This is a genomic window from Spirillospora sp. NBC_01491, from assembly GCF_036227065.1.
Lineage (GTDB): Bacteria > Actinomycetota > Actinomycetes > Streptosporangiales > Streptosporangiaceae > Spirillospora > Spirillospora xylanilytica.
Map to the genome: position 1 here is coordinate 6978923 of NZ_CP109432.1, position 24826 is coordinate 7003748.

Below are 24826 nucleotides of genomic sequence, written 5' to 3' on the forward strand. Positions count from 1 at the left end.
GAGTTCGGGCGTGACGACGAGCTTCCCCTGGCGACCAGGGACTGCGACCGGGACGGGCTCCTTTCCCGGCGAGGACCCGGCCGAGGCACTGCGGATCGTGCTCGGGGAGCTGCCCGAGCTGCCGCACCTGCCCGAGCTGCCCGCCCGCGGGGTCGGCGCCGATCTGACCGGCCGCACCGCCGGGCTGCTGGTCGACCTGGCGGTGCGGGTCGAGCCGTCCGGCTGGCGGTTCTCCGACCGGCCGGGCCTGGACACCCGCAGGTCCACCGACCACCTGGCCCGCGACCTCGATGTCCTGGAGGAGGTCGCGGGCGGGCACGACGGCCCGTTCAAGATCCAGGTATCCGGCCCCTGGACGCTGGCCGCCACCATCGAGCTGCGCGGCGGCGACCGGGCCCTCCGCGACCCGGGCGCGGTGCGCGACCTGACGGCCTCGCTCGCCGAGGGCGTCGCGCGGCATGTCGCCGATGTCGCGCGGCGGCTGCCGCGGGCTCGGATCCTGCTCCAGCTCGACGAGCCGTCGCTCCCCGCCGTGCTGGCCGGCGCGGTGCCGACCGCCAGCGGGTTCTCCCGCCTGCGCGCGATCGAGGGGCCGGTGGCCGGGGAGGCGCTCCGGCAGGTGATCGACACCGCCTGCGCGGGCGACGCCGCGTTCCCCCTGGTGCACTGCTGCGCGCCGGGCGTCCCGTTCGCGCTGCTGCGCGGCGCGGGCGCCAAGGCGATCTCGGTCGACCTGGGCCGGGTGCCCCGGCGCGACGACGACGCCATCGGCGAGACGATCGACGCCGGGGTCGGGCTCCTGCTCGGCGTGGTGCCGGGGACCGACGCCGCGCTCCCGTCCCTCCAGCAGACCGCGGCGCCCGTCCGGGCGCTATGGCAGCGGCTCGGCTTCCCCGCCGAGCGGCTGGCTGGGCAGGCCGTCATGACGCCGGCCTGCGGCCTCGCGGGCGCCTCGCCGCGCTATGCCCGGGAGGCCCTGAAGCGCTGCCGCGACACCGCCCGGATGCTCTTCGAGGCCGCACCGTAGACCGCTGACCTGGGGCGCGGCGGGTGTCCGTCCTGTCGGTGCCGCACGCCAGAATGGGTCCATGACCTTGAGCGAAGGCGTTCCGGTGAAGGCGGCTCGGCGGCACAGCGAGCTGACCGAGCAGATCGACGAGGGCAACTACCGCTACTACGTGCTCGACGACCCGACGCTGAGCGACGCCGACTACGACCGGCTGATGCGCGAGCTGAAGGCACTGGAGGACGACCATCCCGAGCTGGTCACCCCGGGCTCCCCGACGCAGCGGGTCGGCGCGCCGCTGGTCACCGACTTCGCGACCGTCGAGCATCTGGAGCGGATGCAGAGCCTCGACAACGCGATGAACGCCGACGAGCTGGTCGCCTGGGACGAGCGGGTCCTCAAGGAGGTCGGCACGGTCGCCGGCTACCTGTGCGAGCTGAAGATCGACGGGCTGGCCATCGCGCTGGTCTACGAGGGCGGCCGGCTGGTCCGCGCGGTCACCCGGGGCGACGGGCGGACGGGTGAGGACGTCACGCTCAACGTCCGCACGATCGGCGCCGTCCCGTCCCGGCTGGAGGGGGCGGGCTGGCCCGAGGTGCTGGAGGTCCGCGGCGAGGTGTTCCTGCCGGTCGAGGGGTTCGAGCAGGTCAACGCGGGGTTGGTCGAGGCCGGCAAGGAGCCGTTCGCCAACCCGCGCAACGCCGCCGCGGGGTCGCTGCGGCAGAAGGATCCGCGGGTCACCGCCCGCCGCCCGCTCGGCATGCTGGTGCACGGGTTCGGCGCGTGGCGGGGCGGTGCGCAGCCGGACGGCCAGTCCGGGGCGTACGAGCTGATGCGCGGCTGGGGCCTGCCGGTCAGCGACCGCTACAAGGTCGTCGACGGCCTCGACGCGGTGCGCGACTACATCGCCTACTGCGGCGAGCACCGGCACGAGACGGCCTATGAGATGGACGGCGTGGTCGTCAAGGTCGACCAGTTCGCGTTGCAGCGCAGGCTGGGGTCGACCTCGCGCGCCCCGCGCTGGGCGATCGCCTGGAAGTACCCGCCCGAAGAGGTCAACACCAGGCTGCTCGACATCAAGGTGGGCGTGGGCCGCACCGGGCGCGTCACCCCGTACGGCGTGATGGAGCCGGTCAAGGTCGCCGGTTCCACCGTCGAGCGCGCCACCCTGCACAACGCGAGCGAGGTCAGGCGCAAGGGGGTGCTGATCGGCGACACCGTGGTGCTGCGCAAGGCGGGCGATGTGATCCCCGAGATCGTCGCGCCGGTGACCGGGCTGCGCGACGGGTCCGAGCGCGAGTTCGAGATGCCGGCGCGCTGTCCCGAGTGCGGCACCGAACTGGCCTACGAGAAGGAGGGCGACGCCGACATCCGCTGCCCCAACGCGCGGTTCTGCCCGGGGCAGCTTCGCGAGCGGCTGTTCTTCCTGGCGAGCCGCAAGGCGCTCGACATCGAGGCGCTCGGCTACGTCGCGGCGACCGCGCTGACCCAGCCGCTGGAGCCGAGCGATCCGCCGGTGAAGAACGAGGGCGACCTGTTCCACCTGAGCGTCGACCGGCTGCTGCCGATCAAGAGCCTGGTGCTCGACCCCGACACCGGCACGCCCCGCACCGACCCCAAGACCGGCGACCCCAAGGTCGTCACGTTCTTCGCCAACAAGGAGGGCGAGCCGAAGAAGACCGTCGGCACGCTCTTCGAGGAGCTGGAGAAGGCCAAGGCGCAGCCGCTGTGGCGGGTGCTGGTCGCGCTGTCGATCCGGCACGTGGGGCCGTCGGCCGCCCAGGACCTCGCGCGCGAGCTGCGCTCCCTCGACGCGATCGCGAGCGCGACCGAGGAGGAGCTGGCGGCGGTCGACGGGGTGGGGCCGACCATCGCGGCCACCGTGCGGGCGTGGTTCGAGGTCGACTGGCATCGCGAGATCGTCGACAAGTGGCGGGCCGCCGGGGTGCGGATGCGCGACGAGGGCGAGGCCGGGCCGCGCCCGCTCGACGGCGTCAGCGTGGTGATCACCGGGTCGCTGGAGGGGTTCAGCCGCGACTCGGCGACCGAGGCGGTGCAGCGGCTCGGCGGGAAGGTCTCCGGGTCGGTGTCGAAGAAAACGGGCTTCGTCGTCGCGGGCGACAGCCCCGGGTCGAAATACGACAAAGCCGTCAAGCTGGGCGTTCCGCTCCTGGACGAGGCCGGGTTCCGAATCCTGCTGTCCGATGGGCCAGATTCGGCCAAAAACGTAACCCAGCGCGGGGACGGATAACCGCCCGTGGTCGTAGGGTTGCTCACCAGGAATTAGTTACTGAACGGTACTTCACAACTACCCACGGGTAGTACTCTGTCAGAAAATGAGCATAACGGAACGTACGCGACCGGTTTCGCGAAGTTGAGCGGAGGCCGTACCCTCCCAGTCATCACGACCCACCTGAACCACCGGCCGCACCGCGCGAGGCGCCCCAGCCACGCGGACCGGCCGGCACCGGGGGACGGCCCCCCGAACCCCCCGAGGATGTGATGAAGGACCCGAACAACACGCGGAACACGGCGCCGCGCCGGGGTTCTCCGTTGTGGATCTACATCTCCGCCGTCATCGTGCTCGGCGCGCTGTCCAGTGCCGCCGCGCTCGCCGAGCTGACCGGCCCCGACGTGGACGCGCTGCTCGGCAATCCGGTGTTCTGGATCCTGGGCTGCTTCATCGTGTTCGGCGAGCTGCGCCCGATCATCACGCCGGGCTCGACCGAGAACAACGGTGCGACCACCTCCACCACGTTCTCGTTCGCCGCGCTCCTGTACGCCGGGCTGCCGATCGCCGCGCTGCTCCAGGCGATCGCCGTGATCACCTGCGGGATCTTCCGCGGCCGGACCCCGCACCGCATCGCGTTCAACACCGCGCAGTACACGCTGAGCCTCGCCGCCGCCCAGCTCGTGCTCGCGCTGTTCGGCGACCGGGCCACGCCCACCGAGCTGTGGGTGCCCGGCGGGCCCGACCTGCCCGCCATCGCACTGGCCGGCACCGTCTACTTCCTGTGCAACGACACCCTCGTCGGCGCCGCCGTCGCGCTGCACGAGCGCGTCTCGCTGGTCAAGGCGCTGCGCTGGGACATCGCCTACCAGGTCCTGGTGCACCTGGCGCTGCTCGGGCTGGCGCCGCTGATGGTCGTCGCGATGGATCGGTCCGCGCTGTTCGTCCCGCTGATCGTGCTGCCGTTCATCGCGGTCTACCTCAACGCCTCGGTCTCGGTCCGGCGCGAGCACCAGGCGCTGCACGACGGGCTGACCGGGCTGCCCAACCGCAAGCTGCTGATCATGCGGACCGAGGAGGCGCTGAACGAGCTGCGCCGGCCCGGCGGCCGGGGCGGCCTCGGCTCGTCCCGCCGCCGGCGGACGGCCGACGGCCCGCACCAGCGCGCCGGGCTGTTCCTGCTCGACCTCGACCGGTTCAAAGAGGTCAACGACACGCTCGGGCACCCCACCGGCGACCGGCTGCTCCAGCTCGTCGCGCACCGGCTCACCCACAGCATCCGCCCCGGCGACCTGGTGGCCCGGCTCGGCGGCGACGAGTTCGCGGTGCTGCTCCCCACCGTCCGCGACGAGGCCGCCGCCCGCGAGATCGCGGCCCGGCTCCGCGCCGCGCTCAGCGAGCCGGTGCGGCTGGACGGCATGTCGTTCGACCTGGAGGGCAGCGTCGGCATCGCGCTGTTCCCCGACCACGCGCCCGACTTCGAGCTGCTCCTCCAGCGCGCCGACGTCGCGATGTACAACGCCAAGGAGGCCCGCACCGGCGTCGAGGTCTACTCGCCCGGCCGCGACCGCAACTCCCCGGCGAGGCTCAGCATGCTCGGCGACCTGCGCCGCGCCGTCGACCGCGGCGAGCTGGAGCTGTTCTACCAGCCCAAGGTCTCCCTGCACGACGGCCAGCTCGTCGGGATGGAGGCGCTGCTGCGCTGGCGGCACCCCGACAAGGGCCTGCTCGAACCCGCCGCGTTCCTGTCGGTCGCCGAGCAGACCCATCTGATGCGGTCGATCACGCACCATGTGGTCGACGCCGCGCTCTCCCAGGCCGCCGCCTGGTGGCGCGACGACCTGACCGTCCAGGTCGCGGTGAACGCCTCCGGCCGCGACCTGCTCGACACCGGCCTGCCCGAGGTCATCGAAGCGGGCCTGCTCTCCCGCGGCCTGCCCGCCGCCGCGCTCCAGCTGGAGATCACCGAGCGGATCCTGATGAACGAGCCGGCCTACGCCTCGGACACCGTCGGCGCGCTGGCCGAGCTCGGCATCCCGCTCAGCCTCGACGACTTCGGCACCGGCTACTCCTCGCTGGTGCGGCTCAAGCGGATGCCGGTCGAGGAGATCAAGATCGACTCCTCCTTCGTCCGGCGACTGGCCGAGTCCGCCGACGACGCGGTGATCATCCGCTCCATCGTCGACCTGGTCCGCACGCTCGGGCTGCGCTCGGTCGCCGAGGGCGTGGAGGACCCGCAGACCGCCCGGCTGCTGCGCGAGATGGGCTGCGACGCCGCGCAGGGATGGCACTTCGGCCGTCCCATGGACGCGGCCACCGCCACCGACTGGCTGCGCCGCCGGATGGAACGCGCCCCCGAACCCGCGGCCTGACCGGACGGAGGGGGCCGGGCCCATAGGATGGCCGGGAATCCCATCGATCGCAGAAACGGTTTCCACATGCTTGATGAGCACGCCGCCCAGGGCGGAGCCATCACCAGGGACCAGGCGGCCCACCTCGCCCGGCTCTCCCGGCTCGCCCTCGGCGACGACGAGCTCGGCCGGCTCGCCGCCCAGCTCGATCAGATCATCGCCGCGGTCGCGCGGGTGCAGGAGGTCGCCGCGGACGACATCCCGCCGACCTCGCACGCCCTGCCGCTGACCAACGTCTACCGCGCCGACGAGATCCGTCCCTCCCTCACCCCGGAGCAGGCCCTCGCCGCCGCCCCGGCCGCCGAGGGCGGACGCTTCCGCGTCCCGCGCATCCTGGACGAGGAGGCCTGATGACCACATCGACCGAGCTGGTTCGCAAGGGTGCGGCCGAGCTGGGGGCGCTCATCGCCGGCGGCGAGACGTCCGCCGTCGAGGTCGCGCGGGCCCATCTCGACCGCATCGCCGCCGTCGACGGGCAGGTGCACGCGTTCCTGCACGTCGACGCCGAGGCGACGCTGGCGCAGGCGCGCGCGGTGGACGAGCGGCGCGCGGCGGGGGAGGAGCTCGGCCCGCTGGCCGGCGTCCCCATCGCGCACAAGGACGTGTTCACCACCACCGACATGCCGACCACCGCGGGATCGAAGATCCTGGAAGGCTGGCGGCCCCCCTACGACGCGACGATCACCAGCCGGCTGCGCGCGGCCGGGCTGGTCATCCTCGGCAAGACCAACATGGACGAGTTCGCGATGGGCTCGTCCACCGAGAACAGCGCCTACGGCGTCTCGCGCAACCCCTGGGACCTGGGCCGGGTCCCGGGCGGGTCGTCCGGCGGGTCGTCGGCCGCGGTCGCCGCCTATGAGGCGCCGCTGTCCACCGGCACCGACACCGGCGGCTCGATCCGGCAGCCCGCCGCCGTCACCGGGATCGTCGGCGTGAAGCCGACCTACGGCGGCTCGTCCCGCTACGGCGTGATCGCGTTCGCGTCGTCGCTCGACACCCCGGGCCCGTTCGCCCGCAGCGTCGGCGACGCGGCGCTGCTGCACGAGGCGTTCAGCGGGCACGACCCGATGGACTCCACCTCCATCGACCGCCCGGTCCCGCCGGTCGTCGAGGCGGCCCGCCGCGCCGATGTCGAGGGGCTGCGCGTGGGCGTGGTCAGGGAGTTCGGCGGCGACGGCTACCAGCAGGGCGTGACGGCGCGCTTCACCGAGGCGGTCGAGCTGCTGGAGTCCCTCGGCGCGAAGGTCGTCGAGGTGTCCTGCCCGCACTTCTCCACCGCGCTGCCCGCCTATTACCTCATCGCCCCGTCGGAGGCCTCGTCCAACCTGGCCCGCTTCGACGCGATGCGGTACGGGCTGCGGGTCGGCGACGACGGCACCCGCAGCGCCGAAGAGGTCATGGCGCTCACCCGCGCCGAGGGCTTCGGCCCCGAGGTCAAGCGGCGCATCATGCTCGGCACCTACGCGCTGTCCTCGGGCTACTACGACGCCTACTACGGCAAGGCGCAGCAGGTCCGCACGCTGATCGCGCGCGACTTCGACGCCGCGTTCGAGCAGGTGGACGTGCTGGTCTCGCCGACCACGCCGACCACCGCGTTCGCCATCGGCGAGCGCGCCGACGACCCGATGGCGATGTACCTGGCCGACCTGTGCACGATCCCGTCCAACCTGTCGGGCAACGCGGCCATCTCGGTGCCGTGCGGCCTCGCCGAGGACGGCCTCCCGGTCGGCCTTCAGATCATGGCCCCGGTCCTGGCCGACGACCGCGTCTACCGGGTCGGCGCCGCGGTGGAGCGGGCCCTCGAAGACCGCTGGGGCGGCCCGCTGCTGGCCAAGGCCCACGAGCTGGAGGCTGCCAAGTGACGACCCCGACGCTGATGCCCTACGACGAGGCGCTGGCGAGGTTCGAGCCGGTGCTGGGCATCGAGACCCACATCGAGCTCGGCACCTACTCCAAGATGTTCTGCGGGTGCGCGACCTCGTTCGGCGCCGAGCCGAACACGCAGGTGTGCCCGGTGTGCCTCGGGCTGCCCGGCTCGCTGCCGGTGACCAACCACGCGGCGATCGAGGGCATCATCAAGATCGGCCTGGCGCTGAACTGCTCGATCGTGGAGTGGTGCCGGTTCGCCCGGAAGAACTACTTCTACCCGGACATGCCGAAGGACTACCAGATCTCCCAGTACGACGAGCCGCTGTGCGTCGACGGGTACCTGGAGGTCGAGGTCGACGGGGCCGTCTACCGGGTCGAGATCGAGCGCGTGCACATGGAGGAGGACACCGGCAAGTCGCTGCACGTCGGCGGCGCCACCGGGCGGATCCAGGGCGCCGACCACTCGCTGGTCGACTACAACCGGGCCGGCATCCCGCTCGTCGAGATCGTCACCAAGCCGATCCCGGCGACGGGCGACAAGGCGCCGCTGGTCGCGCGGGCCTACGCGACGGAGCTGCGCGAGCTGGTGCGGTCGCTCGGCGTCTCGGACGTGCGCATGGAGGAGGGCTCGATGCGCTGCGACGTCAACGTGTCGCTGATGCCGCGCGGCGCGTCCGAATGGGGCACCCGCACCGAGACCAAGAACGTCAACTCGCTGCGGTCGGTCGAGCGGTCGGTGCGCTCGGAGATCGAGCGGCAGGCGGGCGTGCTCGACGCGGGCGGGCGGATCGTCCAGGAGACCCGGCACTTCCACGAGGACACCGGCCGCACCACCAGCGGGCGCAGCAAGGAGGAGGCGCAGGACTACCGCTACTTCCCCGAGCCCGACCTGGTGCCGATGGCGCCGTCGCGGGAGTGGGTGGAGGAGCTGCGCGGGTCGCTGCCCGAACTGCCCGCCGCGCGCCGCCGCCGCGTCCAGGGCGAGTGGGGGCTGTCCGACCTGGAGCTGCGCGACGTGGTGAACGCGGGCGCGGTCGAGCTGATCGAGGCGACGATCGCCGCGGGCACCGACGCGGGCTCGGCGCGCAAGTGGTGGATGAACGAGCTGTCCCGCCGCGCCACCGAGCAGGGCACCGAGCTGGCCGAGCTGCCGATCACGCCCGAGCAGGTCGCCCGGATCCAGGCGATGGTGCAGGCGGGCGAGCTGAACGACAAGCTGGCCCGGCAGGTCTTCGAGGGCGTCCTCGCGGGCGAGGGCACGCCGGACGAGGTCGTCGCGGCGCGCGGGCTCAAGGTGGTCAGCGACGACGGCGAGCTGGTCTCGATCATCGACGGGGTGATCGCCGACAACGCGGCGGTCGCCGACAAGATCCGGGCCGGGAAGGTCGCGGCGGCCGGCGCGCTGGTCGGCGCGGTGATGAAGGCGACCCGGGGCCAGGCCGACGCGGGCCGGGCCCGCGAGCTGATCCTGGAGCGGCTCGGCGCCTCCTGAGGCGCGCCCCCGTTCCCGCGTCGGGCCGTCGCGGGAACGGGGGGCCGCAGGCTCTGTTAATGTCCGTGCCCAAATGAACAAGATCATCGGAACGTTGTCGGCCGCCGCGTCGTTCGGGGCCCTCTCTCTCACCATGACCGCCTGCGGCGCCGGCGGCACCGCCGCGGTTTCCACCGCCCCGGCCGCCCCGCGCAAGGCGCCCGCGGCGAGCGCGTCCGCCCGGCCCGCCGCGGACGTGATCATGATCGATCCGGACGGCAGGCTCTACGGGCACCGCGAGATGGCCGCGATGGCCACCGAGATGGCCCGCACGTCGGGCGGCGACGGGCTCCCGGTCGACTTCTGCGCGATGTCCTACCAGCAGGGCATCGACGAGGGCGGCAAGTTCCCGGCCGGCCGGCAGGCGTTCATGGACGCCTGCGAGGCGGGGATGAAGAAGGCCCGCTGACCCGCCTGGCCCGCCGGCCTCGCTCACCTCTTGAGGGGGACGACCAGGATCCTGTCGTCCCCCGCTTTGGGCTCGCCCCGGCCGTCCCGGTTGCTGGTGGTGACCCACAGGGCGCCGTCCGGGGCGCGCACGACCGCCCGCAGCCGACCGTACACGCCCTCGAAGTGCGGGATCGGCTCGCCGACCTTGCCGCCCGCCGTGACGGGCACCTGCCAGAGGCGTTCGCCGCGCAGGCCCGCCGCCCAGAGGGACCCGTCCGCGTAGGCGAGCCCGGAGGGGGACGCCTCGGACGTCGCCCATGTCAGCAGCGGATCGGTGTACGCCTTCTTGCCGCCGACGCCCTCGACGATGGGCCAGCCGTAGTTGTGGCCCTTCTCGATGCGGTTGATCTCGTCGAAGCGGTCCTGCCCGAACTCGGTGGCGAAGAGCTGTCCGTCGGCGTCCCAGGCGAGGCCCTGTACGTTGCGGTGCCCGTACGTCCAGACGCGGGAGCCGAAGGGGTTCCCGGGGGCGGGCCGTCCGTCGGGCGTGACGCGCAGGATCTTGCCGCCGAGGGAGTTCTTGTCCTGCGCGAGCTCGCGCTTGTAGACCTCTCCGGTGGAGACGTAGAGCAGCTTGTCGGGGCCGAACGCCAGACGGCCGCCGTTGTGGTTGGCGCCCTTGGGGATGCCGGTGACGATCGGCTTCGGCGAGCCGAGCCCGCCGTCGTAGCGGTACCGCACCACCCGGTTGTCGTCGGCCGCGGTGAAGTACAGGTAGACCGTCCTGTCGGCCGTGAAGCCGGGGGAGACCGCCACGCCGAGGAGCCCGCCCTCGCCGGACGGCTCGACGCCCGGCACCTTGCCGACCGTCGTCACCTTCCCCTGCGGGGTCACCCGGACGAGCCGCGCGGTGTCCCGTTCGGTGACGAGCGCGTCGCCGCCGGGCAGGAACGCGATGGACCATGGCACCGCCAGGCCGTCGGCCAGCGTGCGCGGCTCCCCGATCCCGGACGCGGAGGAGCTGGGCAGCGGGGCCGGAGTGCTCGGCCCGCCGCTGCCCCCGCCTCCTCCACCGCCGTCCTCGCTGGACGAGCAGGCCGAGACCGTCACCAGGGCCGCAACGGTCAGGACGACGGCGATCGGGTGCTTTCTCATCAGAACGGCTCCCGTTGGTTGCACGGATGCGGGGGGCCTTCCGCCTCAGGATCCCACCGCCGCGCACCGTCCGGCGCTTGCGGAGCGTGGCGACACGCCCGGGGTGGATGGGCCGGGTGACGAACGCCGCAGATGTGCGAGGAAGCCGCGGGTTTCCGGGGACGGATGGGGCTGAGGTGCGGCGCATATGCCCATCAAGGCACAGATGTGGCGTACGACACAACGGCCGGGTCCGGCCGCGCGCACGCCTGACCGGCGGCTGTTCCGAACACGGAGCGTTATCCCGGGCAAGTGGCCGATACCGTGACGTACCCGCGCGACCCAGTCGTGGTCGGCGCCTCACGAGGAGGTTTGTCGCCGGGAGGACGCCCAGCCTCAATCGCTCCGTGACCTACGGAACGTACATTGACTGTCACGGTGATCCCGCACAGCGACGTTGCTGATCCCCGGCCGGCGCAGCCGACGCGCACGCCGCCGGTCCCGCGCCGACCCTGGGCGGGGCACGATCTGACATCCTCCGGCCGTTATCCGGTCGGCCGGAGTGGTTCCTGGACACACCTCCCCCCGTCAGGCGCGGCGCGGCGCCTGCGGGAGGCCGAGCGCTCCGAGCGAGCTGGAAGGGACACGGCGCGATGAGCGGCGAGAACGCCAGGCGGTTGCCGCCGCGGGCGGTGCCCGTCGGCATGGTCGCGGTCGTCGGCGTGCTCTACGCCCTCGGTTCGCTGCTCGGCTGGGGCGGCACGGCCTTCCTGGCCTGGTCCGAGGCGGGCGCCGCCGCGGCGGCGGCGGTCTCCCTGCTGGTGTCCTCGCGCAGGCCCCGCGTCCCGGCGCCCGACCCCGCCCCCTCCGCTGCCGCTACCGGCGGTGGTGCGGGCGGTGCGGGAGGAGCGGGCGGCGGCGGCCCGGGGACGCTCTGGCGGGCGTCCTGGCGCTGGTACGGCATCGCCGCGGCCTGCTGGTTCGTGGGCGCGGTCGGCAGCGCGTTCGCCGACTCGGTGAGCCGCAGCGCCCTGTCCCTGTCGGTCACCGACCTCTTCTACCTCGCCGCCGTGGCCGCGCTGGTCACCGGGCTCGTGGTGCCGATCCGGCTGCCCCGCGACGTCCGCGTCTGGGTGCGCTACGCGGCCGACACCTACGTCTTCGCCTGCGCGCTGTTCGTGCTCGGCTGGGTCGCGCTGTTCGGCGTCGCCTACCACCGGTCGGGCGAGTCGTCCTCGGAGTTCTTCCTCGAACTGCTGTACCCGCTGATCGACATCGTCCTGGTGTGCGGCGCGCTGCCGTTCGTCCTCGGCGCGGCGCGCGGGCACCGCCGCACGGCCTGGATGGGGTACGGGGCGCTGGCGGCGTTCGCGCTCGCCGACATCGTCACCACGGTCGTCCGGGTGCGCGGCGGCGTCCCGGCCGACGACCCGGCCGACATCCTGCGCCTGGCCGGGCTGCTGCTGCTGGTCCTGGTGCCGTGGACCGGCCCGCCGCCGCGCGCGGCCAAGGTCCCGGCGGCCGTGCCCTACGGCGCCGACCCGGGGCCCGCCGACGGCGACGGCGACGAGGAGTGCGGCCGGATGATCGGGCCGGGCATCGCCCCGGCGGCGATCGCCGCCGCCGCCGCGCTGTTCGTCGCGGGGCACTCGCTGACCGGGTCGAACGGGCTCGAACCCGTCGTGTCGTTCGTCGCGGGCACGGCCGCGCTGGTGCTGCTGGCGCGGCTGGCGGGCCTGCTGCGCGAGAACGACGCGCTGCGCCGGGCCGTCGACACTGGCGAGGACCACTTCCGGGCCCTGTCGGAGAGCATCAACGACGCGGTGCTGATCTGCGGCCTCGACGGGTCGGTCCAGTACGCCAGCGCGGGCGCGCTGCGGACCTACCGGTACGAGCCCGAGGAGATCCTCGGGCGTCCCCTCGTCGAGATCGTCCACCCCGAGGACCTGCCGCGCGTCCAGGAGGTCTTCAGGTGCTTCCTGGAGGCCGACGAGACCGGGATCGCGGCCGAGGACGAGGACGCGGTGCCCGGCACGCTCAGGGTCTCCTTCAGGGTCCGGGCCGCAGACGGCACCTGGCTGCCCACCGAGTCGACGGTCTCGCGCTACAGCGGCATCGGCGAGGCGCCCGGCCGGCTGCTGATCACCACCCGCGACCTCAGCGAGCAGGCCGCGCTCCAGCGCCAGGTCGCGCATCTGACCTTCCACGACGGGCTCACCGGCCTGCCCAACCGGGCCTACTTCGAGGAGCGCACCCGCGAGGTGCTGTCCCGGCAGCGGTGCGGCGGCAAGGTCGCGGTGGTCTTCGTCGACCTCGACGGCTTCACCGCCGTCAACGACTCGGCCGGGCACGCCGCCGGCGACCAGGTGCTGGCGCAGGCCGCGCGGCGGCTGCGCGCCACCGTGCAGGCCGACGGGACCGTGGCCCGGTGGGGCGGCGACGAGTTCGCCGTGCTGGTCCAGCTCCCGGCGGACGCCCCGGGCGGATCGGCCCGCGGCCAGGGCGACGGCCCCGGCGGCGGGCGCGGCCAGGGCGGCGAGACGCGGGCGGCGGTGGAGCTGGCCGAACGGCTCCTGCGCATCCTTTCGGCCGACCCCTACCGGGTGGGCACCAAGGGCATCGTGCTCACCGCCAGCGTCGGCATCGCCTTCGTCGAGGACGAGCAGCCGTCCCGGGGGGCGCCGCCCCTGCCGGGCACCGGCCCCGAGGCGGGCCGCAGGCTGCGGCGCAGCGCCGCCGACCTGATCCGCAACGGCGACCTGGCGATGGCTCGCGCCAAGGAGCTCGGCGGCGGGCGGGTCGAGGTCTTCGCCCCGCACATGCACGCCGACGTCGTCCGCCGCCTCGAACTCGGCAGCGATCTCCAGCGGGCGCTCGCCGAGGACCAGTTCTCGGTGGAGTTCCAGCCGGTGGTCGAGCTGGCGACCTCCCGGGTCACCGGGGTCGAGGCGCTGCTGCGCTGGTGGCGGGGCAACGAGGCGGTGCCGCCCGAGGAGTTCATCGGGCCCGCCGAGGAGTCGGGCCTGATGACCCCGCTCGGCGACTGGGTGCTGCGCGAGGCGTGCCGCGAGGTGGCGCGTTGGCGCGGCGACTCCTGGGACGTCGGCCTGTCGGTCAACTTCACCGCGCGGCAGATCGCCGCGCCGCGGTTCGTCGAGTCGGTCGCGGCGGCGCTGGCCGACACCGGGCTGCCGCCGCAGGCCCTCACCCTGGAGGTGCGGGAGGAGGTGCTGGTCGAGGACGCGGGGCAGAACGTGGCCCGGCTGTCGGCGCTGCGCGACCTCGGCGTCCGGCTCGCCATCGACGACTTCGGCACCGGCTACGCCTCGCTGGCCTACCTGGGGCAGCTCCCGGTCGACATCATCAAGATCGATCCGTCGTTCGTGGCGGGGCTCGGCTCCGACGAGACGCTGACCCTGCTCACCCGCACCATCGTCCGGCTGGGCCGCGACCTCGGGCTGACCGTGGTGGCCGAGGGCATCGAGCGGCCCGAGCAGCTCGAACTGCTGCGCGCGATGGACTGCCCGCGCGGTCAGGGTTTTCTGGTGGCGCGGCCGATGGCGGCGGGCCGGGTCGAGTCGCTGGTGCGGACGAACCTCAAGGCCCAGGGGCTGCCGGGTGAGGTCGGGCTGCCGCTCCAGGACGCCGCGCTGCCCCCGGTCGACGTGCTCTAGCCGTCTCGGATGATGAGATAGACTGTCCAAGGATTTGACCGGCGGCCTGAAGTCGGCGAAAGTGGGGCTCGTGCAGAACAGTTCCATCATCCTCGTAGTACTTGGTCGGCGCGCAGGCTGATCAAGCTTTTCGTCCTGCGCGCGCCCCTCGACCGCCATTAGGCGGCGGGGGTTTTTTGTTGGCCGTGTGACCTGGGAGACCGCGCGCTCCGCGCGCCCCCAGCGGGCACAGACTTCTCCCCAAGGAAATCAGGAACATGACGACCGAACAGATGACGGGAGCCCAGGCGCTGGTCCGTGCCCTGGAGAACGTCGGCGTCGACACCGTGTTCGGCATTCCGGGAGGCGCGATCCTCCCCGCCTACGACCCGATCTTCGACTCCACCAAGCTGCGTCACATCCTGGTCCGGCACGAGCAGGGCGCGGGCCACGCGGCGCAGGGCTACGCACAGGTCACCGGCAAGGTCGGCGTGTGCATGGCGACCAGCGGGCCGGGCGCGACCAACCTGGTCACCGCGATCTCCGACGCCTACATGGACTCGGTGCCGATCGTGGCGATCACCGGCCAGGTGGCGTCCTCGCTGATCGGGACCGACGGGTTCCAGGAGGCCGACATCGCGGGCATCACGATGCCGATCACCAAGCACAACTTCCTGGTGACCAACGCGGAGGAGATCGGCCGGACGGTCGCCGAGGCGTTCCACATCGCCGGCACCGGACGTCCCGGGCCGGTCCTGGTCGACATCTCCAAGGACGCGCTCCAGGCCACCGTCGAGTTCGAGTGGCCCGTCCAGCTCCAGCTCCCCGGGTACCGGCCGGTCACCCGGCCGCACTCCAAGCAGGTCCGCGAGGCGGCCCGGCTGATCGCCCGCGCCGAGCGCCCGGTGCTGTACGTCGGCGGCGGGGTGCTGAAGGCCGGCGCCGCCGCCGAGCTGAAGGTCCTCACCGAGCTGACCGGCGCGCCGGTCGTCACCACCCTGATGGCCAAGGGCGCGCTGCCCGACAGCCACCCGCAGCACATGGGCATGCCGGGCATGCACGGCAGCGTCGGCGCGGTCGGCGCGCTCCAGCGGTCCGACCTGCTGGTCGTGCTCGGCGCCCGGTTCGACGACCGGGTCACCGGCAATCTCGACGGGTTCGCGCCGCACGCCAAGGTCGTGCACGCCGACATCGACCCGGCCGAGATCTCCAAGAACCGGCACGCCGACGTCCCGATCGTCGGCGACGCCCGCGAGGTCATCGCCGACCTGATCGTGGCCGTCCAGGCCGAGCACGAGGCCGGGCGCACCGGTGACTACACCGACTGGTGGCGGCAGCTCGACGCCTGGCGCGACACCTACCCGCTCGGGTACGACACCCCGGACGACGGGTCGCTGTCCCCGCAGTACGTCATCGAGCGGATCGGCCGCCTCGTCGGCCCGGAGGCCTACTACGTCGCGGGCGTCGGCCAGCACCAGATGTGGACCGCGCAGTTCGTCAAGTACGAGCGGCCCGGCGCGTTCCTCAACTCCGGCGGCGCCGGCACCATGGGCTACGCGGTCCCGGCCGCGATGGGCGCCAAGGCCGGCGCGCCCGGCTCGCAGGTGTGGGCGATCGACGGCGACGGCTGCTTCCAGATGACCAACCAGGAGCTGGCCACCTGCGCGATCGAGGGCATCCCGATCAAGGTCGCGATCATCAACAACGGCAACCTCGGCATGGTCCGGCAGTGGCAGACGCTCTTCTACGAGGGCCGCTACTCCAACACCACCCTGCACTCGCAGAAGTCGCCCGAGCGCGCCGTCGGCACCACGATGATCCCCGACTTCGTCAAGCTGGCCGAGGCCTACGGGTGCATCGGGCTGCGCTGCGACCGGGCCGAGGACGTCGACGAGGTCATCGCCAAGGCCATGGAGATCAACGACGCCCCCGTCGTGATCGACTTCGTCGTGCACCAGGACGCCATGGTCTGGCCGATGGTCGCCGCGGGCACCACCAACGACGACATCAAGATCGCTCGGGACATGGCCCCCGACTGGGAGAACGGAGACTGATCCCGATGAGCCTGCACACCCTCTCGGTCCTGGTGGAGAACAAGCCGGGCATCCTCGCCAGGGTCGCCGCCCTGTTCTCCCGGCGCGGCTTCAACATCGAGTCCCTCGCGGTGGGCACCACCGAGCATCCGGAGATCTCCCGGATGACGATCGTGGTGAACGTCGAGGGCCTGCCCCTGGAGCAGGTCACCAAGCAGCTCAACAAGCTGATCAACGTGCTCAAGATCGTCGAGCTGGACACCTCCGCGTCGGTCCAGCGCGAGCTGATCCTGATCAAGGTCCGCGCCGACGCCGAGACCCGGTCGCAGGTGCTGGAGACCGTGACGCTGTTCCGCGCCAAGGTCGTCGACGTGGCGCCGGACGCGGTCACCATCGAGGCGACCGGCAACCGCGACAAGCTCGACGCCTTCATCCGGGTCCTGGAGCCGTTCGGCATCAAGGAGCTGGTGCAGTCGGGCATGGTCGCCGTCGGCCGCGGGGCCCGCTCCATCACAGACCGCTCGCTGCGCGCCATCGAGCGCAGCGCGTGACCCGAATCTGACACACACAACCGAAAGGCAGCAGCACTGTGGCTGAGATGTTCTATGACGACGCCGCCGACCTGAGCGTCATCCAGGGCCGGCACGTCGCGATCATCGGGTACGGCAGCCAGGGGCACGCGCACGCTCTGTCGCTGCGCGACTCCGGCGTCGACGTCCGGGTCGGACTCCGCGAGGGCTCGTCCAGCCGGGAGAAGGCCGAGGCCGAGGGCCTGCGCGTCGTCACCCCCGCCGAGGCGGCCGAGGAGGCCGACCTGATCATGCTCCTGGCCCCGGACCACCACCACCGGGAGATCTTCGAGAAGGACATCCGCCCCGCGCTGGTCGAGGGCGACGCGCTGTTCTTCGGGCACGGCTTCAGCATCCGGTACGACCTGGTCCAGCCGCCCGAGGGCGTGGACGTGGCGATGGTCGCGCCGAAGGGCCCCGGGCACCTGGTCCGCCGCCAGTTCACCGCGGGCCGCGGCGTGCCGGTGCTGGTCGCGGTCGACAAGGACGCCAGCGGCAACGCCTGGGACCTGGCCCTGTCCTACGCCAAGGGCATCGGCGGCCTGCGCGCCGGCGGCATCAAGACCACCTTCACCGAGGAGACCGAGACCGACCTGTTCGGTGAGCAGACGGTCCTGTGCGGTGGCGCGTCCGAGCTGATCAAGACCGGGTTCGAGGTGCTGATCGAGGCCGGCTACCAGCCGGAGATCGCCTACTTCGAGGTGCTGCACGAGCTGAAGCTGATCGTCGACCTGATGTACGAGGGCGGCATCTCCAAGATGTACTGGTCGGTCTCCGACAACGCCGAGTACGGCGGCTACAGCCGCGGCCCGCGCCTGATCAACGCCGACACCAAGGCGGAGATGAAGAAGATCCTCGGCGAGATCCAGTCCGGCGAGTACGCCAAGGAGCTGGTGAGCGAGTTCGAGGGCGGCCAGGCCCAGTTCGCCAAGTACCGCCAGGAGCACGCCGAGCACCCGATCGAGAAGACCGGCGCCCAGCTGCGCCCGATGATGAGCTGGCTGAACGACTGAGTTCGTTCCCCCACGCCTGAACGCGACGTGCCGCCCCCGAGGGCGGCACGCCGCGTTCTTCGTCGGACGCGCTTCAGAGGTGGGGCTCAGCGGATGAGGCGGCGGCGGATGCGGGTGCTCAGCGGCACGGGCCGGGATTCGCCCCGGACCAGCACCGCCAGGTGGCCGCCCTTGGTGAAGTAGACGGTCGCGTCGCCGGCCGAGACGATGCCCTGCTTGGACGTGTCGGTGTTCAGCCTCGGGCCCCGCACGGTGCCGAACCGCGCCTCACGGGTCACGCCCAGCGTGGTGGCGGACACGTGCACGTCCCACCGGCCCGGCCCCGGCAGGGTCAGGTCGGCGAACGCCTCGAAGCCGTCCTCGCGTTCCACGGCGGGGAAGCGGTGCTCGGCGCCCGAGCCGCCGCGCTTGCGCAGCACCAGCTCCACATCCGTGCGGCGCGTCTCGACCTGCTCGAGCGCGGCCCGTCCGCGGATCCGCGCGTTGAACCCCTGCCGGCCGACCGCGTCGAGCCGGTGCTCCACGCCGACCTCGGCGGTGATGTCGGCGTCCTGCCTGGAGACGCCACGCAGGTAGGGGTACAGGGCGTAGACCCGGCCGCCGACCACGACGGCGCCCGCCCGGTTCCCGGCCGCCTCGTCGCGGATCAGCTGCTCCAGCTCCTCGCGCAGGCCGTGCCGGATGCAGAACGCCCGCAGCCGGTAGGAGGCGGGCAGCGCGGCCCGGGTGGCCTCGTCCAGCCCGTCGGTGCCGAGGATCCTGAGGGTGCCGTCGACCAGGCGGTCCCGCTGCGGGCCGTCCAGGCCGAGGAAGCGGTGGTCGTAAACGCTCAGAACGTCGCGCAGGACACTGATGGTGCAATCCGAGGTCACGGGGCTCTCCAGGTGGGGCGGGAATACCGGTTCACGGTAAGGGCCCGGCCGTTCTGTCACGGTGCAATCCGGTTCGGCGTGTCCCATCATGCATACTCGGTATTGCCATGAGCATACTCGGTATGCATACTTGGTAGGCATGTCCATACGTCACGGCCTGCTGGCCCTGCTGTCCCAGGGGCCCCGCTACGGCTACCAGCTCCGCACGGAGTTCGAATCGTCCACCGGGGCCACCTGGCCCCTCAACATCGGGCAGGTCTACTCGACCCTGGCCCGCCTCGAACGCGACGAACGGGTCACCCGGGTCGGCGCCGACGACGAGGGCCGGTTCGTCTACCGGATCACCCCGGACGGCGAGGAGGAGGTGCGGCGCTGGTTCGCCACCCCGATCGCGCGCACCGACCGTCCCCGGGACGAGCTGTCGATCAAGCTGGCCATGGCGGTCACCACGCCCGGCGTCGACGTCGTGGGCGTCGTCCAGACCCAGCGCACCGCCACCCTGCGCTCGCTCCAGGAGCTCACCCGGCTCAAGGCCGACGCCCCGGCGGTCCCGGCCGGTCAGGCCGACCGCGCCTGGCGGCTGGTCCTCGAATCCATGATCTTCCAGGCCGAGGCCGAGGCGCGCTGGCTGGACCACTGCGAGGCGTACGTGGTCCGCGCCGACGACGCGGCCCCGGCGGAGCGCACGGACGCGGCGGGCGGCACGGGCGGTACGGGCGGCGCGGCCGAACGTCCCGGATCCGGCGTGCGCGCCCGGCCCGACGGCGCCGAGAGGGCACGCCGGTGAACGTCCTGGAACTGCACGCGGTGTCCCGCGACCACGGCGCCGGCGCCGGCCTGGTGCACGCGCTCGCGGGCATCGGCCTCAGCGTCGCGGCGGGGGAGTTCGTCGCCGTGATGGGCCCGTCCGGCTCGGGCAAGTCGACGCTGCTCACCCTCGCCGGCGGCCTGGACGCCCCCACCTCGGGCCGGGTCGTCATCGAGGGCACCGACCTCGGGACGCTCGGCCGGTCCGGGCTGTCGGCGCTGCGCCGCCGGCACGTCGGCTACGTCTTCCAGGACCTCAACCTCATCCCCGGCCTCACCGCGATCGAGAACGTGATGCTGCCCCGCGAGCTCGACGGCGCCGGCACCCGCCGGGCCCGCCGCGAGGCCGCGCTCGCGCTGCGCGAGGTCGGCGTCGACGAGCTGGCGGACCAGTTCCCCGACGAGATGTCCGGCGGCCAGCAGCAGCGGGTGGCGATCGCCCGCGCCCTGGTCGGCGACCGCCGGCTGGTCCTGGCCGACGAGCCGACCGGCGCCCTCGACAGCAACACCGGCGAAGACGTCATGCGCCTCCTGCGCGCCCGCTGCGACGCGGGCGCCGCCTGCCTGATGGTGACGCACGAGTCCAGGCACGCCGCATGGTCGGACCGGGTGGTGTTCCTCCGCGACGGCCGCATGGTCGACACGACCGGCTCGCGCTCCGGCCCCGAGACCCTCCTCCAGGACGTCCGGTGAGTGGCCGCGCGGTGGCTGGACTGAGGAGCCTGCGACGAGGGAAGCCACCGCGTGAAGCGGCCACGAACGCGCGAACGGAGTGGGCCGATGAGCAGGGTGAGTGGCCGCGCGGTGGCTGGACTGAGGAGCCTGCGACGAGGGAAGCCACCGCGTGAAGCGGCCACGAACGCGCGAACGGAGTGAGCCGATGAGCAGGGTGAGCAGGGGGAGCGCGCACCGGGCGGCGGTGCGGATCGCGCGGCGGGACGCGATGCGGTCCAAGGGACGCACGGCCCTGGTGCTGTGCATGATCGGCCTCCCCGTCCTCGCGGTCGTCGCGCTGGCGGTGCTGGCGCAGACGGCCGCATGGTCGCCGAAGGAGGAGCTGCCGTACGAGCTCGGGACGGCCGACGCGCGGTTCTACGCGTTCGGCCGAGAACCCGTGGACCAGACGCCGGGCCTGGAGGAGCTCCAGGCCCGGCCCGCGCCTGCGGGTGATGCCGACGCCCCCTGGACGTCCGGCGAGGTCGGCCGGACGCTCGCCGCGAAGTACGGGCCGGGGGTCCGGATCGTGCCGGTCTCGACCGGGACGCGGGGGGTGCTGCGGACCGCGCACGGGTACGTCCGCGCCGACCTGAAGGAGCTCGATCTCCGCGACCCGCTGGCGCGCGGCATGTTCGAGGTCACCGCGGGGCGGGCGCCGGCGTCGGCGGACGAGGTGGCCCTGGCGCCCTCGCTGCGCGGGAAGGGCTTCACGCTCGGCTCGATGGCGCAGGTCGGACGGGAGGGGACGCCCAAGCGGGTCGTCGGGTACGTGATCGACCCGAGGCGGCCCGATGCGGCGATCACGCTGGGCCTGCCCGGCGCGTTCCCGGGTCGGTCGCCCGAGCCGCCGCAGTGGCTGGTCTCGGCGGGACGGCCGGTCACCTGGGCCGACGTCAAGGAGTTCAACAAGGCCGGGCTGTCGGTGCTGTCCCGGGACGCCGTGGAGCATCCGCCGCCGGCGAGTGAGGTCGATCAGGACCTGGTGAGGTCCGGGGACACGGGCGGGCGGGAGGTCATGGCCCTGGCCGTCGCGATGATCGTGCTGGAGGTGGTGCTGCTGACCGGGCCCGCGTTCGCGGTGGGCGTCCGGCACCGGCGGCGGCAGCTCGCGCTGATCGCCGCCGCGGGCGGCGACCGCCGGCACCTGCGCGCGGTGGTGCTCGCGGGCGGGCTGGTGCTCGGCTCGGCCGCCGCGCTGGCCGGCGCGGGGCTCGGGATCGGCGCCGCCGCGCTGGCCAGGCAGTGCGTCCACATGGCCGGCGGCGAGCGGATGGGCCCGTTCGAGGTGCCGTGGGCGCTGGCCGCGGCCACCATGGCGCTGGGCGTGGGCAGCGGCCTGGTCGCCGCGTACCTGCCCGCCCGGCAGGCCGCGCGGGCGGAGGTCGTGGCCGCGCTGGCCGGACGGCGCGACGGGGGCCGGGTCCGCCTCGGTCGGCCGCTCGCCGGCGCCGTGCTGATCGTGGCGGGCGTCGTGCTGAGCCTGGTCGGGGTGCGGTTCTGGCGGGAGCTCGGCGCGGCGTTCGGGGCCACGGCGATCACCATCGGCTGCGTGCTGGTGGCGCCGTGGCTGGTGGCGGCGGCCGGGCGCGCGGCCCGGTTCCTGCCGCTGCCGCTGCGGCTCGCGGTGCGGGACGGCTCGCGCAACCGGGCCCGGTCCGCGCCCGTGGTCGCCGCGATCATGGCGGCGGTCGCCGGGATCACCGCGCTGGCCATCGGGGGCGCCAGCGACTTCCAGCAGGAGCGGCGGGAGTACGAGCGGAGGCTCCCGCCCGGGTCGGCACTGCTCCGGGCGCCCGCTGACCGGGCGGCCGAGGCCGGACGGGCCGTCCGGCGGGAGCTGCCCGGCGTCCCGCTCGTGGAGCTGCGGACCCTGCCGGGCGAGGAGAGCGGGTGCGAGTCTGGCCGCCCGCAGGAGTGCCCCGGCGTCGCGTTCACCGCGGAGCACGGACCCGGGGAGATCACCATCGACAACGTGGTGGCCGGGGCGAAGGAGGCGCGGTTCCTGCTGGGCCGCGACGATCCGGCCGTCACGGCGGCGCTCGCGGCGGGCAAGGTGGTGTTCTTCGGCGCCAAACCCCCGCAGGACGCCGTCACCACCGCCAGGGTGTCGGTGTGGGAGGCGAACGGGGGGCGGCAGCGGACGCTGAAGACGGTGCCGGGGCTGCCCGCGGTCACCCTCCCCGGTGATCCGCACGCGCGCGTGCTCGTCCCGCCCGAGGTCGCGCGGCGGATCGGGGTCCCGCCCCGGACCGAGGCGTTCGGAGTGGACCGGGCCGAGCACCGGGTCACCGGCGCCGAGGAGGCGCGGCTGAAGGAGGTCCTCCTCGACTACGGCAAGGACGGCGGCGGCGTGTACGTCGAGCGGGGGTTCACCGGCTCGTTCGGGAGGACGACGCTGCTGCTGGGGGTGGTCGGCGCGGTGCTGGCGCTCGGCGGCTCGCTGATCGCGACGGGCCTGTCCGCCGCCGACGCCCGTCCGGACCTGGCGACCCTGGCCGCCGTCGGCGCCCATCCGCGGACCCGGCGGCTGCTGATGATGGGCCAGGCGTGGTTCGTCGCGCTGCTCGGCTGCTGGCTCGGCCTGGCGGCCGGGCTCGTCCCGGGCATCGCGGTCGCGCGCACGCTCACCCTGGTGGAGCCCGTCCATGGGGCCGGGGGGATGCTGGAGGCGGCGGGCCACGGTCCGATCCTCGACATCCCCTGGACGCTGCTCGGGGTGATCGCGATCGTGATCCCGCTGGTCGCGATGCTCGCCGCCGGGCTGTTCACCCGTTCGCGGCTCCCGATGGCCCGCCGCGTGACCGCCTGAGTGGGGGGACGGGCCGGTCCGCTTCCGGCCCGTCCCCGTCCGGTGGTTCGGTCGGGCGCCGGGCTGCTGGTAGCGTCCTGGCGCGTGGCCGAGAGAGTGATCGGGGAGGGGCCGGCGGACGAGGCCCCCACCGCTCGCCGGCGGTGGTTCCGCCGTCCGCGCCGCCTCCATCGGCCGCGCCCGCCGCTCGCCGCGCTGATCGTGGTGACGGCGGCCGTGTACGCCGCGTACTCGCTGATGCGCCTGCGGGCGTTTCGGACGACCAGCTACGACCTGGTCATCTTCGATCAGGGGGTCCGCTCGTACAGCGGGTTCGGCCTGCCGGTCGCGATGGTCAAGGGCGTGCACAACGGCTTCGGTCCCGGCTTCCCGATCCTCGGCGACCACTTCTCGCCCGCCCTCGCGCTGCTGGCGCCGCTCTACTGGATCCACGACGGGCCCGCCACGCTGCTCATCGCCCAGGCGGCGCTGTTCGCCCTGGCGATCGTCCCGATCTGGCGCTACACCGAACGCCGCCTCGGCGCGGGCGCCGCGTACTGCGCCGCCGGCGCCTACGCGCTGTCCTGGCCGGTCGCCGAGGCCCTGTCGTTCGACTTCCACGAGGTCGCGTTCGTCCCGCTGCTGTCGGCGCTGCTGGTGGAGCGGTACGACGCGGGCAGGCGCGGGCAGGCGGCGGTCGCCGCGGTGGCGCTGCTGCTGGTCAAGGAGGACATGGGGCTGCTGCTCGCCGGGTTCGGCCTCTTCCTGCTCGCCCGCCGCCCTCGGGGCGCGGGGGGAGTGCGCGCCTGGCCGCTGCGCGGCGACCGGCCCGCCGGGTTCGCCTGCCTGGCGGCCGGGCTGGTCGCGACCTGGGTGTGCTCACGGCTGATCATCGCGGCGTTCGGCGGTGACAACGACTACTACTGGGCCTACGGCTCGCTCGGGCCCGACCTGCCGAGTGCCGCCGCGCACGCCCTGACCCGCCCCTGGGACGTGGTGGCGACGCTCACCACGCCGCCGGGCAAGCTCGCCACGATGGCGCTGCTGGTGCTGCCGCTGCTGCTGCTGCCGCTGGCGTCCCCGCTGACGCTCACCGTCCTGCCGCTGCTGGCCGAGCGGATGCTGGCCAGCCGCTTCAGCAACTGGTGGGCGCCGAGCTACCACTACAACGCCTTCCTGATCGCGGTGCTGGTCCTCGCCGCGGTGGACGGGGCGGTCAGAGTCCGCGGCCTGATCGTGTCGCGGGCCCGGAGACGGACCGGGGAGCAGGCGCGGCGCTCGCGCGCGTCCCGCCAGGCGGTGCCCGGGTCGCGCCCGCGCCGGCACCGGCTGCCGGCGCCGCGGGTCGCGCCCGCCGCCGGGATGCTGACCGCCGGGATCGTCCTCGTGCCGTTCTTCGCGTTCAACGACCTGGCCGATCCGGCCCTCTGGAAGCAGAACCAGCGCGCGCGGGCCGCGGCGGCGGTGGCGGCCCGGGTGCCCGATGGGGTGCTGGTCGAGTCGGCCAACGGCGTCGGGCCCGCCCTCACCGGCCGCACCCGGGTACTGCTGTGGGACTGGGAGCCCCGGTACGCGCCGTGGGTCGTCGCGGACGTGGACCGGCTGGAGTTCCCGTTCACCTCGGTGGACGAGCAGCGCGCGCGGGTCGAGACGCTGATCGAGGCCGGATACCGGGAGGTCTTCCGCCGGTACGGCTACGTGCTGCTCCATCGGGACGCCCCCGATCCGTGGTGAGCGGAGTCCCACCCGCCTTTCCGGACGAGCCCGGCCTAACATGGACGATGTATAGCGTAAGGGTTGGTC

At 73.3% G+C, this 24826-nt stretch carries 17 protein-coding genes; 15 read left to right on the plus strand and 2 right to left on the minus strand.

Annotation, left to right across the window (positions count from 1 at the left end):
- The first annotated feature begins 10 nt into the window (after window positions 1-10).
- The 7 genes from OHA34_RS32435 (at window position 11) to OHA34_RS32465 (ending at window position 9456) form a co-directional block, all read left to right on the plus strand.
- A complete protein-coding gene (locus OHA34_RS32435; RefSeq protein WP_285937527.1) occupies window positions 11-1027 on the plus strand; it encodes a methionine synthase in 1017 nt (338 codons plus the stop codon).
- Window positions 1028-1088: 61 nt separating this feature from the next.
- Entirely contained in the window at window positions 1089-3257 is a 2169-nt protein-coding gene (gene ligA, locus OHA34_RS32440; protein ID WP_329519827.1) for an NAD-dependent DNA ligase LigA, read from the plus strand.
- 251 nt (window positions 3258-3508) lie between these two features.
- A complete protein-coding gene (locus tag OHA34_RS32445) occupies window positions 3509-5608 on the plus strand; it encodes a putative bifunctional diguanylate cyclase/phosphodiesterase (RefSeq protein ID WP_285937525.1) in 2100 nt (699 codons plus the stop codon).
- Window positions 5609-5674: 66 nt separating this feature from the next.
- On the plus strand, window positions 5675-5998 hold the full coding sequence (gene gatC, locus OHA34_RS32450) for an Asp-tRNA(Asn)/Glu-tRNA(Gln) amidotransferase subunit GatC (RefSeq protein ID WP_285937524.1): 324 nt from the start codon (window positions 5675-5677) through the stop codon (window positions 5996-5998).
- The gene (gene gatA, locus OHA34_RS32455; protein WP_285937523.1) at window positions 5998-7509 is read left to right on the plus strand and encodes an Asp-tRNA(Asn)/Glu-tRNA(Gln) amidotransferase subunit GatA; all 1512 of its coding nucleotides are present in this window, start codon (window positions 5998-6000) and stop codon (window positions 7507-7509) included. The genes gatC and gatA overlap by 1 nt, the downstream gene beginning before the upstream one ends.
- A 14-nt stretch (window positions 7510-7523) precedes the next feature.
- Window positions 7524-9008, plus strand: a complete 1485-nt coding sequence (gene gatB, locus OHA34_RS32460) for an Asp-tRNA(Asn)/Glu-tRNA(Gln) amidotransferase subunit GatB (RefSeq protein WP_329522471.1) — start codon at window positions 7524-7526, stop codon at window positions 9006-9008.
- Between the two features lie 73 nt (window positions 9009-9081).
- Complete coding sequence (locus OHA34_RS32465; RefSeq protein ID WP_285937522.1) at window positions 9082-9456, plus strand: hypothetical protein; 375 nt, start codon at window positions 9082-9084, stop codon at window positions 9454-9456.
- 23 nt (window positions 9457-9479) lie between these two features.
- Here OHA34_RS32465 and OHA34_RS32470 read toward each other — a convergent pair whose 3' ends face one another.
- Entirely contained in the window at window positions 9480-10592 is a 1113-nt protein-coding gene (locus tag OHA34_RS32470; protein WP_285937521.1) for a PQQ-dependent sugar dehydrogenase, read from the minus strand.
- Window positions 10593-11224: 632 nt separating this feature from the next.
- Between OHA34_RS32470 and OHA34_RS32475 the strand changes: the two genes are divergently transcribed.
- The 4 genes from OHA34_RS32475 (at window position 11225) to ilvC (ending at window position 17839) form a co-directional block, all read left to right on the plus strand.
- Complete coding sequence (locus tag OHA34_RS32475) at window positions 11225-14245, plus strand: putative bifunctional diguanylate cyclase/phosphodiesterase (protein WP_285937520.1); 3021 nt, start codon at window positions 11225-11227, stop codon at window positions 14243-14245.
- 248 nt (window positions 14246-14493) lie between these two features.
- The gene (locus tag OHA34_RS32480; protein WP_285938590.1) at window positions 14494-16278 is read left to right on the plus strand and encodes an acetolactate synthase large subunit; all 1785 of its coding nucleotides are present in this window, start codon (window positions 14494-14496) and stop codon (window positions 16276-16278) included.
- 5 nt (window positions 16279-16283) lie between these two features.
- Complete coding sequence (gene ilvN, locus OHA34_RS32485; RefSeq protein WP_285937519.1) at window positions 16284-16808, plus strand: acetolactate synthase small subunit; 525 nt, start codon at window positions 16284-16286, stop codon at window positions 16806-16808.
- Window positions 16809-16855: 47 nt separating this feature from the next.
- Window positions 16856-17839: a ketol-acid reductoisomerase gene (ilvC, locus tag OHA34_RS32490; protein WP_285937518.1), complete on the plus strand. Its 984-nt coding sequence runs from the start codon at window positions 16856-16858 to the stop codon at window positions 17837-17839.
- A gap of 86 nt (window positions 17840-17925) precedes the next feature.
- On the opposite strand, the gene OHA34_RS32495 is transcribed toward ilvC, so the two are convergent.
- Window positions 17926-18711, minus strand: coding sequence for a hypothetical protein (locus OHA34_RS32495; protein WP_285937516.1), 786 nt, complete (start codon window positions 18709-18711; stop codon window positions 17926-17928).
- A 139-nt stretch (window positions 18712-18850) separates the two neighbouring features.
- Between OHA34_RS32495 and OHA34_RS32500 the strand changes: the two genes are divergently transcribed.
- From OHA34_RS32500 to OHA34_RS32515, 4 genes are all read left to right on the plus strand, one after another.
- The gene (locus OHA34_RS32500) at window positions 18851-19498 is read left to right on the plus strand and encodes a PadR family transcriptional regulator (protein ID WP_285937515.1); all 648 of its coding nucleotides are present in this window, start codon (window positions 18851-18853) and stop codon (window positions 19496-19498) included.
- On the plus strand, window positions 19495-20211 hold the full coding sequence (locus tag OHA34_RS32505) for an ABC transporter ATP-binding protein (protein WP_285937514.1): 717 nt from the start codon (window positions 19495-19497) through the stop codon (window positions 20209-20211). Before OHA34_RS32500 ends, OHA34_RS32505 begins: the two co-directional genes overlap by 4 nt.
- A gap of 187 nt (window positions 20212-20398) precedes the next feature.
- Entirely contained in the window at window positions 20399-23044 is a 2646-nt protein-coding gene (locus OHA34_RS32510; protein WP_329519828.1) for an FtsX-like permease family protein, read from the plus strand.
- Window positions 23045-23128: 84 nt separating this feature from the next.
- Window positions 23129-24757 carry a DUF2079 domain-containing protein gene (locus OHA34_RS32515; protein ID WP_285937511.1) on the plus strand — a complete coding sequence of 543 codons (1629 nt, stop codon included), beginning with the start codon at window positions 23129-23131 and terminating at the stop codon, window positions 24755-24757.
- The last annotated feature ends 69 nt before the right edge of the window (window positions 24758-24826 follow it).